The 13,850-nt window shown below is 34.1% G+C and carries 10 protein-coding genes and 2 pseudogenes; 6 read left to right on the top strand and 6 right to left on the bottom strand.

What is annotated here, in order from left to right; translation table 11 throughout:
• Positions 1-41 precede the first annotated feature (41 nt).
• The 3 genes from ACQVV1_RS18710 to ACQVV1_RS18700 all read right to left on the bottom strand — a co-directional run bounded on the left by ACQVV1_RS18710 (position 42) and on the right by ACQVV1_RS18700 (position 7,162).
• Positions 42-4,283: a S8 family serine peptidase gene (locus ACQVV1_RS18710; protein ID WP_242251623.1), complete on the bottom strand. Its 4,242-nt coding sequence runs from the start codon at positions 4,281-4,283 to the stop codon at positions 42-44.
• Between the two features lie 403 nt (positions 4,284-4,686).
• On the bottom strand, positions 4,687-5,328 hold the full coding sequence (locus tag ACQVV1_RS18705; RefSeq protein WP_242251621.1) for a response regulator: 642 nt from the start codon (positions 5,326-5,328) through the stop codon (positions 4,687-4,689).
• Between the two features lies 1 nt (position 5,329).
• Positions 5,330-7,162 (bottom strand): GAF domain-containing sensor histidine kinase, encoded by a 1,833-nt coding sequence (locus ACQVV1_RS18700; RefSeq protein WP_242251619.1) that lies wholly within the window; start codon positions 7,160-7,162, stop codon positions 5,330-5,332.
• Between the two features lie 1,498 nt (positions 7,163-8,660).
• On the opposite strand from ACQVV1_RS18700, the pseudogene ACQVV1_RS18695 reads away from it, so the two are divergent.
• A pseudogene (locus tag ACQVV1_RS18695) lies at positions 8,661-8,846 on the top strand (hypothetical protein).
• 497 nt (positions 8,847-9,343) lie between these two features.
• Here ACQVV1_RS18695 and ACQVV1_RS18690 read toward each other — a convergent pair.
• Positions 9,344-9,595, bottom strand: a complete 252-nt coding sequence (locus ACQVV1_RS18690; RefSeq protein ID WP_242251617.1) for a transcription initiation factor TFIIIB — start codon at positions 9,593-9,595, stop codon at positions 9,344-9,346.
• Positions 9,596-9,739: 144 nt separating this feature from the next.
• On the opposite strand from ACQVV1_RS18690, the gene ACQVV1_RS18685 reads away from it, so the two are divergent.
• From ACQVV1_RS18685 to ACQVV1_RS18675, 3 genes and pseudogenes are all read left to right on the top strand, one after another.
• Positions 9,740-9,934 (top strand): hypothetical protein, encoded by a 195-nt coding sequence (locus ACQVV1_RS18685; protein ID WP_001042534.1) that lies wholly within the window; start codon positions 9,740-9,742, stop codon positions 9,932-9,934.
• Between the two features lie 146 nt (positions 9,935-10,080).
• Complete coding sequence (locus ACQVV1_RS18680; RefSeq protein ID WP_000017081.1) at positions 10,081-10,245, top strand: hypothetical protein; 165 nt, start codon at positions 10,081-10,083, stop codon at positions 10,243-10,245.
• A gap of 171 nt (positions 10,246-10,416) precedes the next feature.
• A pseudogene (locus tag ACQVV1_RS18675) lies at positions 10,417-10,554 on the top strand (exosporium leader peptide-containing protein); the annotation flags it as partial.
• Here the strand turns inward: ACQVV1_RS18675 and ACQVV1_RS18670 are convergent.
• Complete coding sequence (locus ACQVV1_RS18670; protein WP_306475100.1) at positions 10,516-10,710, bottom strand: hypothetical protein; 195 nt, start codon at positions 10,708-10,710, stop codon at positions 10,516-10,518. The pseudogene ACQVV1_RS18675 and the gene ACQVV1_RS18670 overlap by 39 nt on opposite strands.
• Positions 10,711-11,247: 537 nt before the next feature.
• Here ACQVV1_RS18670 and ACQVV1_RS18665 point away from each other — a divergent pair.
• The gene (locus ACQVV1_RS18665; protein ID WP_000172416.1) at positions 11,248-11,718 is read left to right on the top strand and encodes a GNAT family N-acetyltransferase; all 471 of its coding nucleotides are present in this window, start codon (positions 11,248-11,250) and stop codon (positions 11,716-11,718) included.
• A gap of 97 nt (positions 11,719-11,815) precedes the next feature.
• On the opposite strand, the gene ACQVV1_RS18660 is transcribed toward ACQVV1_RS18665, so the two are convergent.
• Positions 11,816-12,766, bottom strand: coding sequence for a CobW family GTP-binding protein (locus ACQVV1_RS18660; RefSeq protein WP_242251615.1), 951 nt, complete (start codon positions 12,764-12,766; stop codon positions 11,816-11,818).
• 165 nt (positions 12,767-12,931) lie between these two features.
• Between ACQVV1_RS18660 and ACQVV1_RS18655 the strand changes: the two genes are divergently transcribed.
• Positions 12,932-13,834, top strand: coding sequence for an aldo/keto reductase (locus ACQVV1_RS18655; protein ID WP_098557048.1), 903 nt, complete (start codon positions 12,932-12,934; stop codon positions 13,832-13,834).
• The last annotated feature ends 16 nt before the right edge of the window (positions 13,835-13,850 follow it).

The raw sequence follows: 13,850 nt of genomic DNA, 5'->3' as shown, positions 1-13,850 counted from the left end.
TCATTGTCTAATTGCATTATTTACTCTAGAAGTTTGCCCACTTATTTTTTTGGTTCTAAACCAATAGAGCGTAAGATTTTATCTAGCGTCACTGGCCCTACATTTTCTTTCGGTTTCTGATTTTCTTTGGCATCTGGACCCTTTTTCAAGAAGTTTTTCTCAATAAAACGAATATCTGTTTCATCTACAACACCATCTTGATTTATATCTCCATCCTTTACAGATACTTTTCCTTTTCCATATGACAGAGCTGCTATTCTAGCATCTTGAATATCTACCATTTTATCGCCGTTTACATCACCTGCAAGGTTATCATCCATGTCAGCTCTAAAGTTTTGTCCCACTAATTCTCCATCCTGCATTTTTCCTATTTTTGTTGTTAATTTACTATTTAAATGACCTGGCATTTCTACGAAAATATCATATTCTTTATCGCTTACAGGGACACTACGAATTTCAAATTGCCCGTTATCATCAATTGTTCCTGTATATTTCTTTCCATCCTTACCAACTGCATACACTTTTGCTCCTAGTTTTGTATAGTCTTTCTTACCTAAATACCCCTCTTCATTCAAGAAAGCTTCCGGACCAATATATCCTGTAACCGTTGAATGTTTCGAAACAATAGCAAAAGATTTATCTTTAAACACAGGAATCTCATTACCTTCTGTTGCACCAACTTTTGTATAAGAGAACTTATCTACTCCAAATGCAGTTAAATCATTAAAGTATTCATCGCTCGTCATCTCGAATGTAACATCTAAAAATGGTGTATCTCCATCTAATCCTTTAAATTCTTTTCCTTCCAATGACGCGCCAACTTTCACCTTGTTTTCCCAAGCTCCTTCTTCACTTACCTTCGGATCTTCTAATTTAAGGTTCAGTCCATGTTGTTTTACATATTCCGTAAGTGCTGGATTTGGTTTCACATCTTTAAATTTAAAGAGCTGCTTGTAATAAGGAATTTCAAATGTACCTGACATAAGCTGTTTTACATTATTGAGATTCAAAGTTAACGTAATTTTTTCACCTAATTTTATTTTATCTTTGTCATAACTTGGAACAGCGTATTCTGTCCCTTCTTTTACAAAGACATAATCTTTATATCCAGTTGCCATATTCCCTGCAGTGGCAAGGTCATATCCAAATAATCTTAAATTTAACGGCTCATTTATTTCCTCTGGAAGTACTCCAAATTTAAAATCACCATTTGCTTGAACTGTATTCAACCAACCTGATGGGAAGGCTGAGTTTTGATAATATACAATTTGATTCGCTTTTTGATCATACTGCAAGCCTTTTGCTTTTAATGCATCTACTGTAGAATCATAAATATTACCATGCACCCATAATGCATGTTGGCCGTCTTCTTCTTTAAACATAGAATCATTTACTTCGTGTATACCAGGTTGTACATCCTTAAATTTCATTTCCGGTATAACATTATCAATGATAATGCTATCGCCTTTTGTATACGATTTTCTTTCCTTATCATATCCAACGAAGTTCAATTCGTAATCTCCATCAGGCAACATAACAGGTTTATCCCCAATTGGATGAGCTGGATCTCCTGTAAATGGAAGTACATACCCTCCCATACCAGAAAACATCATATATTCAACATTCGGTGTTAGACTACTTGCATCAAGTGTACCAACGATTCCTAATGCCTTCCCTGTCTTTCGGTCCTTCACAACTGCATCAATAGTTTCAAGAGGACTATTTACTTTAAATGTCAAAGGCGAACTTGGTCTCTCCATAAATGGATGGAATTTAGATGCATCTGTTGCCATTGCATCTCTCAGTAAATCTACAGACGCAATCCCTTTTTCTGTGAATTTAACTGCAAATGGTACTTGATATACTTCTTTTTCATTGTTTTTATTTGAAATATGAATATATCCCTCATATCTACCAAATTCAGCGTTATCTGGAATGATAATTTCAGGGCTAATTTCTTCTGATGTACCAGGAGCTACTTTAATAGAATCTGGTACATTTAGCTTCACACCATTCTTCGCTGCATCTTGCACCCCTACACTTGTAGGTGAAAATTCTACCTCTAATTTAAATTCTTTCCCATCTGTTTTACTGCTGTTCTGAATTAAGACTTTTCGACTATCTTTAATAGGCCCATTTTCAATTTGATTTTTATACCCAAACGCAATAGAACCTGTTTTTTCTTCAATTTCTACTTCTTCATCATCTACAACGTTTGATGTTTTATCGATAACCTCGATAGATGTATCTGCATGAACTGCACGATATGCATCAATTCGTCCAGAGCCCACCTCAAATACAGAACGCTCTTCTTTTAGGTCAACTGCGGTATTCATAAGTGCTTCTTTTACTTCAAATGGACTATAGTTTGGATGTTCTTGTAAAATAAGTGCCGCTACCCCTGCAGTATGAGGAGTTGCCATAGATGTACCTGACATACGTCCATACGCTACCGGATAATTTTCTCCATCTTTTGGATCATTAATATATTCAGGAACAGTTGAGAAAATAGACACACCTGGTGCTACAATATCTGGCTTAATATCATCTGTTTTAGTTGCAGGACCACGGGAGCTGAAATCAGCTAAGTGATCTCCCTCTGTTTTTATATTACTAAGTTCTCCAAACGCTAACGACACATCTCCTTGTACAGCTTTTGCTTGTAATTTCTCACCATCTACTTTTGTTAAGCGGAACGATGGAATAGATGAAGTACTTTCCCCAAGATAACTTGTAATTTCCCCATCTACATTGTTGTATACAATTACCGCCTTCGCGCCTGCTTCCTTAGCATTTTTAATTTTTTCATCAAATGTAATCTCACCGCGTTGGATCAGAGCTAACTTCCCTTTCACATCTTTCCCTGTAAAATCACCTGATTTCCCAAGCCCTGCATATACAACCGATAAGGATTGACCTTTCAAATCTTCAATCTTATCAGTAAAGCTTTTTCCAAGTAGCATCATCTTATCTACATGTACATCACCTGCATCGGCGGAAAACGTTGGAATATTCATTGCAGCGTCACTGGCTCCAACTGTAATGGGAAGTGCCGCTGCACTAGGTGATCCTATAGTACCTTCATCCGGACCACTATTACCAGCTGCTACTACCGTAACAACACCTGCTAACATTGCATTGTTCACTGCGACAGAAGTAGGATATAAAGGATCATTAATAGATGCTCCTAGTGATAAATTGATAACATCCATATCGTCTTTCACTGCTTTATCAATCGCAGCAAGAATACCACTTGTTTGTCCACTTCCATATGGACCTAATACGCGATATGAATATAAATCTACATCTGGAGCAACGCCCTTCACTGCATAATCTACACTATTCTGTTTGTCTGCAGCAATTGTCCCAGCTACATGCGTACCATGGGATGTATAATATGCACTTCCATCATAAATCTCAGGATATCCCCCAGAATTTTGCCAATCCTTATACGTTGTCTCCATTGGATCAGCATCATTATTAACAAAGTCCCATCCTTTTATTGAGTTCGGATCTATTTTGCTTGGATCCTCACCTTGTTTTGCACGATATCCTTTATATGCATCTTTCAAATCCGGGTGGTTGTAATCAATACCTGTGTCCAGTACACCTACCTTAATTCCTTTACCTGTTATTTTTTCATCATGTAGCTTGTCCACACCAATTTGCGGTACACTATCTGCCATTTTCGGTTCAACAGCAGTCTTAGCTGTTTCTTTTGGTAAATCAATTTTAACCTCATGATCTTCCCATACGCGCTTAACGATACCGGTACGAACTAAGTCCTCAATCATATTCGCTGGTAAAGAAATCGCTACACCATTAAAAGCATTCTTATACTCTCTTGTTATTTTTGCAGATTTTACATTTGTCCCTTTCTCTTTATTCTTTTGAAGCTGTTCAAGCTCTGCTTTAAATCCTTTATGTGATGCCTCTACCTTTTGTTCCGCATTTGAAAGAGCTACCTTTTTCCCTTTAGCCGCTTGTTTTAATACCTCAATTTTGCTAGGTGCTTGCTTAAATTCTATAATCACATTCACATTATTAGGACTTGCTGTATTGATACCTGGCGAAATAACAAAACCTGGTTTTGTATCTAACGTTTTTAAGGCATTACGTTGTTCCTTGGTAAGACCTTTCAAGATAGCATTTGCATCATCAATTCCAGTTAAAGTAGATGTATTTACCTCTTCTGCTAATACGTTATATGGAATTCCTTGAGACAATAACATTCCAACTGTTAACGTTCCAATAAGAATCTTTCCAAATTTCCCTCGTTTCATATTGCATCTCCCCATTATTCATATTATTTTTTGAAACCAATTGATTCTTCCATTCCTACTTAGCGTTGGAAACTCTATCAATCTTAATCTGTTGTATCATGAAAGATTTCCAACACTACTACCATCCCCATACCTCATATAGCTAATTACTCACTTTACTCTTTCTATAGGAGCCCCCCATCATTTATTTTCAACAAAAGATTTTCACAAAATGAATTATTAATAGGATTAAAATGTAATTCTATTATTATTATTTCACGTTTTGATTATTCTGAAAATTAATCAAAAGGAGTATCTTTTCTCTAAGGATTCTATGCCTACATAGTACAAAAGAACTATCTTGTCCTTTATTCTTTGTGATACAGAATAAAGCGACACGATAGTTCTTTGATAGATTTCTTATTTAATCTAGCGGAACCAATTGATTTCGAACTGCATAAATCACTGCTTGCGATCGACTTTTCACATTTAGTTTTTTAAAAATTTTATTGATGTGTATTTTAACTGTTTTATCACTAATATATAAAACTTCAGCAATTTCTTTATTACTAAGTCCTTTTACTAGTTCAAAGAGAATTTCCTTTTCACGTTCCGTTAGTTCATTTTCATTTGATTCTACTTTCATTTTTTGCTGATGATATGTAATTAATTTTTTAGTCATACGCGGATGAATAACTGAATCGCCTCGATATAACATTCGAATTGCTGCTACTACCTGCTCTGATGAGGAATCCTTCAATAAATAACCATCAGCACCCGCCTGGAGTGCATCCATTAAATACTCATCATGTTCATACATTGTAAACACAAGTACTCGGCAACTCGGATAATTTTTTTTCACTAATTCTGTAGCTTCAATTCCATTTTTCCCTGGAAGATTAATATCCATCAAAATACAATCTGGTTGGCATTCTTCTACTTTTCCCAATACTCCATCCCCAGAGCTAGCTTCTCCAAGCACTTTCATATCAGATTCATCCTCTAGTATGCTCCGAATTGCATCTCGTAAAAAAGCATGATCATCTACTACTAATATTTTAATCATTTTACGCACCCCTTGTTTGTGAATCTGGAATTAACAGTGTAATTTCTGTCCCTTTCCCTACAGAACTATCAATCTGTAAAGTAGCCCCTAATTGGTCGGCTTGTTCATTCATATGTAATATACCATAATGTGGCTCATTCTTTGTTTTAACCATAGACTCAAATAGTGAAAAGCCAACTCCATTATCCTTAACCCTTAAAAGCACGTGCTCACTTTGATAACTGAGTAAAACATCAGCCTTTTTTGCTTGTGCATGTTTTACAATGTTTTGCAAACTCTCTTGTAATGTATCAAATATAACTCTTTCTTTTGAAAAACTAAGCGCACGTGCATGACCTCTTTCATGATAGGTAATGTCTAGTTCATATTCTTGTTTTAAAGATTTTATTTTACTTGCTATTGCCTGCTTAAGGCCTAATTGTTGTGTCGGATATGGTTTTAAAGCATAAATTGAATAGCGAACTTCTCCTAGGCTTCCTCTTAAATCTTTTATGCTTTTCTCTACTACTTGCTGCATATCTTTTGGTTTATCACGGTATTTTTTCTGCGCGGATTCTAGTTGGAATATCACCCCGGCTAATGTTTGCGCAATACCATCGTGAATTTCACGGGCGATTCTATTTCTTTCTTCTAAGATCATTCTTTTTTCCTGTTCAGAAATCAATATCCTTGTTTTAACAACGTTAGCTAATTGGTTAGAAAATGTAGCTAACGACTGTACATCTTCTGGAAAGAAACCCGCATTTCTACTTTTCCCTGCAACAAACATTCCGACTAATTCATCATTTACTATAAGAGGAAAATATACAAGTGAGCGTATAACACTATCAAATATTTCATCTCCAGGAGCCGTACCAATTTTCCAATCATTAAATACAAGATTTTTAGAAAGTTCCTCAAACCCCCCGGATTTTTCTAAATCATCAGATATATCAGAGCGGACTTTCCCATTTTTCAATAGAATATTCCAGTTCCCATCATCTTTTGTCCATATTACATATGCTTGTATGCTAAAAAACCCTTTAAGTGCTTGTTTAATATGTTTCAAGTTTCCTCCGGTTAATCCTCGACTAATTTCGGTCGTAATAAGAAATAACTCATATAATCGTTCCTTCTCCATCCTTATCCGTACAGAAAAAGAACTAATAACGGAAGTTGCTACAAGTGGAAAAAAGAAAAACAGTACTGTAATCTCGTTTACTTCCACACTATATGTACTAATTAATACGTGCATCAGTGCCGCATAAGAGAAACCAAAAGTTTCGCAAAGAAATACCGTTACAGTTTTTTTATACCACTGATGGATTGAATATGGCTGCGGAAGGAGTAGCATTAACAAATCGTAAAAACGATTGTTGAAAAAACAAAAAAACACGCAAAATAATAACAAAGATATTAAATTTTCATATAGAACTGACATATCAATCTTATTAATTAATAAGGACATACATTTGTTTGAAAACCATTCGGCCAAAATCAAACTAAGTGCATGCTGAGTACTATTAAATAACATTCTTTGTATCGGTGAACGACGATGCAGGTGAATAATTAGCGTTACGAGTACAATAGCAATAATAGTTATATGGATTCCAAACTGCCAATTCATAGCGTAAATGATTGGAAAGGTAAGCGAACTAGTTCCTCTCCAAAATCTTACAGGAAAATACTCTGCAATCCCCATAAATAGTAACAACAATATTAGTATTGTTGGATGAGAAGGGATTTTAATTTCAAGTAAAGATATAGTTATAGTGACCAAACCAAGAAAAGAAATAAAATAAAGATAAGTACTAGCAATCTTTTCTCTCATAAAGATAGAATTTACATCTTTCAAAACAACCCCTTCTTTCTTTATAAAAACTTCATTTTCTCTATTATCCAACAAAAAACCGGCACTGGCAAAATGGAAGAACATCCACTAGCCAATCACCGGCTGTGTACTGCACCTAAAAAGGCAAGACACAATACTAGTATATATCAGTTCGTAAAATTTACCCACTAGCCAAATGTTGTAATTGTACATACTTTTAGACTTAGGTCTACTAGTACAAAAGATGTATACAAAGTTTTAATTTTGATTCACTAAAATAATTCTAAAAAAATAGGAAGTCAACCGTAAATACCTACGTATTTATTTTATCTAAATCTAATTAACATATCGTTTGATTATCGGTAGCAAGATCAAAAATACCCCCTACTGTCAGAAAAAAAACCTCCTTTTTCTTTTAGTTATTTGCGTGTCCCGAATATAACAGCAAAGAATTTATATATCCGCATTTTGGTGTACTTTCATTTGAAATGCAAATACCAATACATTGCAACTTCATCGCTTTCTTCATGTATCGCTTATAAAATGAAGCTTATCAAAACGCTCAATTTTTAAAAGGAGCTAGAAATACATATATCGGAAAATCAATGAACAGACGGCAAATCCAAATTTGTCTTGATAAATCAACTGGTAGAATTATATCAGCATTTCCAATCTACTAATAGAAGGATAAACACCTACAAAATATATCTCTAAATTTTGTAAAGAATCTTTTGATATATTACTGATTAGCTTACCTGAAGAGATTTCTTTAGTTAGTGATTTGCCAATCTATCTTGTTTACTAACAATCAATTTTAAAAAAATTCTTCGTTTAGGGGCTACTTTAAAATCTTAAGTTGATGGGCATATGGTGGACACCTACTAATATTCTTGCTTTTAAATTAATTTCAGTATATTATATTCATATGATAATATAGGAATTATGGTATACAGAAAGGGATCAAATCTATTTGTAAGATTTAAATCCTTTTCAAAGATAAAAAAATTTCACCAAAACTTAATATAACTTATGCTTGTCTTTTTAAGATGTATTGATAAAAATACATTTTTTTATCAATACAATTGTGTTTTCAATATAAATGAAAAATTTTTAATAGAAGTTTATTTACTTTCAATAATAAGAGGTAGTGTTCTAAAACATAGAAAAATAAGGCACCATACATAGTATCTGACAAACTTGAAAGGTTTTGTATGTAGTTTGCTCATCACAGATAAAAACAAAAGAGCCTTACCTATCTTGGCAAGACTCTACTAGTTTAGTTATATAATATTTACATAACAACTAAGAAACTAAAAACATATAACACCAAGTAGCAGAACCCTAATATTCCTCCTACAGCTAATACCTGTTTAGCCCAACTTTTAATTTTCAGATTACTGTAAATCACTTGTACTCTTTCCATATTTCCTCCTATTAGGGAAAACCCTTAAAGACTCACACCTCGCTATGATACCATTAAAGAATGACTAATAGAGCCTAATTTTTGTCTAAACGTATAAATATGCAATATTACATACGAAAATGTATTGTTATAAATGTAAACGCTTACTATAATAAGGTTATAAAGATTCACACATCTTAATACAAAAACAGAGGAGAGAATAATATGGAAATCGCAATGGCAGTTTTAAAATTTATTGGTGGAGCAATCCCATTAATTCAAGAACTTCTAAAAGCATTTATGTAATTTCATTATTTAGCAATTCTTTATAAATATTATCATACAAATGATCTGTATATCAAAGATGAATTGATTTACAGATCATTTGCGTGAGCAAGGTCCCTTTAACATTATTGAGGGACTTTTTTAATTTTTTAAATACTTAAGGTTACGTCACATCAAAATCAAGTTAGCAAAACAAAATGAAAAATATAAAAAAAACATAACGTCTTGTTTTTTCGTTCGTTGTGTTCGTTTGTTTTGTGCAAAAGAAAAAGCACCTACTGAATAGATACTTTTTTCTCTTTTCCGCCATTTCTCACAATACAAATATATCACGATGATTTCAAAACAACCGGCACAATTCTGCCAGTAATTTAAATCTTTTTATGGTTTTTCTATAAATTCTATAACTCTTTTTTTGATTTCGTTCAATTTGTTAATTCTCATAGGATTTACATACTTACTAACGAATAAGTTGATGTAATTTACATAGTAAATTACATCTTGGAGGAGATCAGCAGTTAGCTTTTGCTAGCTGCTCTTTTGCTCATATAAAGTAGTTTTTCTTGAGCATCCTCAGCAGCTTCTTTTCTGTCGAATTCTCCCCATCCATTACCGCTGCAAATTTCATCACCACAAGAACTACAAATTAATTCGTATTCATTGCACTCACAACCACAAGGTTCTCCACAAAGCATATTCGTATAATCAATATCTTCTTCAGTATTATTATGGCCACACTTGTTACATTTAAAGTTGTAACCAGTTTTCATTATCCTTTCCTACCCAAATAGCGTTTTCGTTCAAATTTCTCCTGTACTTATATACGTCCCTGTATATCCAAAAACAAAAATATAGTAAAATACATTTATAAGTTCGTTTAATACTTAAATCTATTGAGAACAGGAAGTCTGTATATAAATAAAAGACTTAATGTGTTAATGAAAATTACGCCTTTCCTAAGTGTACTTTTTATCTTAATTGGAATATCTATGGCAATATTCGGTGCATTAGATCATAACCACAAAATGTTTATGGGTTCACTATTCGTAATTGTACAAGCTGCACTTGTAATTACATATACTAAGATGTTTAAAAAAATTGGTTTCTAAAACTTTGAATACCAGCTGAAATATTCAGTAGATATACTTATCATTTCAGCTGTATTTCCCTATTTAAATAAGGATTTCATTAAAAACTTACATGTATATATTTTTCGTTATATAATTAAGATATCGATATATTAGGAGTGTTAATCATGTCAGGAACGATAATGATTTTGTTATACATTTGTTTCGGATTAAGTGCAGTTTTCAGCTTAATAAAAGAATTGAAAAAGCCACAGAAAAACCAGTTCTTGATTTTAGTTGATTCTCTAATTTTGCTAGGAGCCTTAATCCTAGTAGGTAGTATCTTCATCTAAATTACATAACAAGAACTACATTAGGGAGCAAAGCAGTCTAGCGAAAGCTAACTGCTTTTTTATTAAATAACTATTTTATTAAATTTCATATATACAATCGCTTGTCCATTTCATTTGGCTCTACTCACGCATTTACTATTAGTAATACGAATTTTTCAGAGGTGAATTTTATTGGACGAGTTTTTATCCTCCGCTGCATTAAATCCAGGTTCAGTCGAACCGACACTTCCACCTATGCAACCTTTTCAATTCCCTACAGGTCCCACTGATTCAACGGGTGCTACAGGGGCAACCGGTAACACTGAGCCTTATTGGCAATACCGGACCACCTGGCATTGTTTTGCTCACATATGACTTTAAATCTCTCATAATAAGTTTTGCATTTCGGATACTCCCCATATCATGAATACTAATTACATGTCTTCTTGTTGCAAACTGTAGCTTTCTAATCGTAGCCAGTATCACCACACAATGGTTGATGTTCATGTGATTCTGTATGTTCATGTTTATCCATCTCATATTCTTTTAGATGTTTCCACTCGACCTTGTCGTCAATATACAGAACTTGCAGTATGGTGGCGTTTTCCTTCATATATATCTTCCTGGAATAAATTGCAGTTTCTCTAATCTAGATTGATCTACCACTACTTCTGATGCAGTAAGAGTCGGTAAACGAAAATTGAACTTGCATTCTCCATCTTTTTTACACCCCTTGGCAAGATTTCTCCTGTAGGATATTACATACAGCAGACAATACAAAACCAAGTGCCCCTTCAACGAGCGCAATTTGCAGTGAATAAAAATATTGAGCTCACCAATGGAGATGCTCTTATTAGCATAATGAAGCATAAATATTAAAAAGGTTGCCCAAAATTAGCTATTCAGCTACTTTTGGGCAACCTCTTCTTTTTTATGTATTTCTGCTTGACTTGACCAAAATAACAAGTAAAATTATCCATATTAGCTTTTGAGCTATATTAATTTAGAAGGTGAGTTGGAATTATGACTCTTCACATTTGTGAAGTAACAGCAAAAAATTGGCGTTCAGTAGCTGCTTTAAACGTCGCAAAAGACCAGCAGCAATTTATTGAAAGTAATGCGTTTTCTTTAGCAGAATCATTATATGAAGGAAACGGAACGTCAATAGGTTTATATGATGGAGAAACACTTGTAGGATATGCAATGTACGGATGGTATTGGGAAAAGCGTAAAAGTGTGTGGTTAGACCGCTTTATGATTGACCAACAATATCAAGGAAAAGGATACGCAAAACGTTTCCTTCGCATACTCCTTCAATTCTTACAAGATAAATTTGAATGTAAAATAATTTATTTAAGTTTACACCCAGACAACAAACTTGCAATGGGACTATACGAATCATTTGGTTTCCGTTTAAACGGGGATATTGATGATGAAGGCCCAGTTGTAGGTGTTGTAATGGAGTTACTTTTAGATGAACATACAAGCCTGTGAAAACAGGCTTTTTTTAACCCTTCGTTTTTGGCAATCTAGTATTTTTCTACAAAACACTTAGTTACGTCCAAAAAATAAGCCTGCAATATACGCAGACTTATTTCACACACTCCTCGAAATGTTCTTGAAACCATTCTTTATTAATATCTTTTCCGATAAACACGACTTCACTTACTCGTTCTTCGCCCTCTTGCCACTCTCTATCGTATGATGCAGCAAACAATGTATGCACACCTTGGAAAACGATACGTTTATCTACTCCATCGATGGATAAAATCCCTTTATAACGATATAAATACTCCCCTAGCTCTTGAACGACAGCTGACATCCACTCATTTAGTTTTTGTAAATCTAACGGGCGCTCTTCACGTAATACAAACGATTTTACACCTTCTAGATGGTTATGTTCTGTATGAGGATAAATTTGTAACGTATCTTTCGTTTTAAACGTTTGAATTTGTAGTAATGATGGAATATCTACATCACAGTTAGTGGCCTCGATTAAATTTGCAGTTGGGTTAATACCTTGCAGTTCCTGCAAGAGATTTTCCTTTTCACTTTCATTCACTAAATCTAATTTATTTACTAAAACGACATCAGCAAATGCAATTTGTTCCTTTGCTTCTAGCCCTTTTTCAAAATGTTTATGTATATGATAACTATCTACTACTGTTACAACACCGTTAATTTGGTATGCAGATTGAATGACTGGATCTAAAAAGAATGTTTGAATAATCGGACCCGGATTTGCAAGACCAGTCGTTTCAATTACTAATCCATCAAAGTCCATTTTCCCTTCTGCTTTTACATCTAGTAATTGTTTTAATGCAACGAGTAAATCTTCCCGTACAGTACAGCATAAACAACCGTTTGTCATTTCCATAATTTCTTCTTCAACATTCATAATCAACTGATTATCGATACCAATTTGCCCTATTTCATTTACAATCACCGCTAATTTCTGACCGTGATTCTCTGACAAAATGCGATTTAATAGTGTCGTTTTCCCTGAACCAAGAAAACCAGTTAATATTGTTACTGGAATCATTTCGTACCTCTCCTTATAGCTATATGTTTTTACATTATAGCATATAGAAATAATCGTTTTTGTGGCAAAACATATTTATTGTATGTACACCCATCTGACTATATAATAATACGTAGAAAGAAAGCCTTTTCAGAAATATTATTATTCATCAAGGGGGCACTTATAATGGAACGAGTTCAAATGGCTGAAAAGCTAGAATTTTCTCGTATTATTCAAGGTTTTTGGCGTTTAGCAGAATGGAATATGACGAAACAAGAATTACTTTCTTTTATTGAAGAATGCATGGATATGGGGATTACTACTTTCGATCACGCTGATATTTATGGCGGTTATACATGTGAAGGACTGTTCGGAGAGGCATTACATCTAAAGCCTTCCTTACGTGAAAACATGCAGATCATCACAAAATGTGGAATCGCTCCCCCATCACCAAAATTTCCAGAGCGATATGTTGCTCACTACAACACTAGTGCAGAACATATTATTCAAAGTGCAGAAGCATCACTTAAAAATTTACATACAGATTATATTGACGTATTACTTATCCATCGTCCTGATCCATTTATGGATCCAAATGAAGTGGCAGAAGCGTTCTCACGCTTAAAGCAAGAAGGAAAAGTTCGTCACTTCGGTGTATCTAACTTCTTACCTTCCCAATTTAATATGTTAAGTTCGTACTTAGATTTCCCGCTTATTACGAATCAAATTGAAGTATCCCCAATGCAGCTTGAACATTTTGAAAAAGGAACAATTGATTTATGCCAAGAAAAACGAATCAATCCAATGATTTGGTCACCACTTGCTGGCGGAGAAATCTTTACTGGTCAATCAGAACGTGCCGTACGTGTACGTGAAACTTTACAAAAGGTTGCTACTGAGCTAGGTGTTAGTAGCATTGATACTGTTATGTATGCATGGTTACTTGCACATCCAGCTAAAATGATGCCAATCATCGGCTCTGGTAAATTAGATCGTGTTAAAACGGCCGCTCTTGCCACAAAAGTTCACTTAGACCGTCAACAATGGTTTACAATTTTCGAAAGTTCTAATGGACATCCTGTACCATAATACACAAAAAGAAGAG

This window comes from Bacillus basilensis, assembly GCF_050630465.1.
GTDB lineage: Bacteria > Bacillota > Bacilli > Bacillales > Bacillaceae_G > Bacillus_A > Bacillus_A basilensis.
The sequence above is the reverse complement of the archived record's forward strand: the minus strand, read 5'-3'. Positions and strand labels throughout refer to the sequence as shown.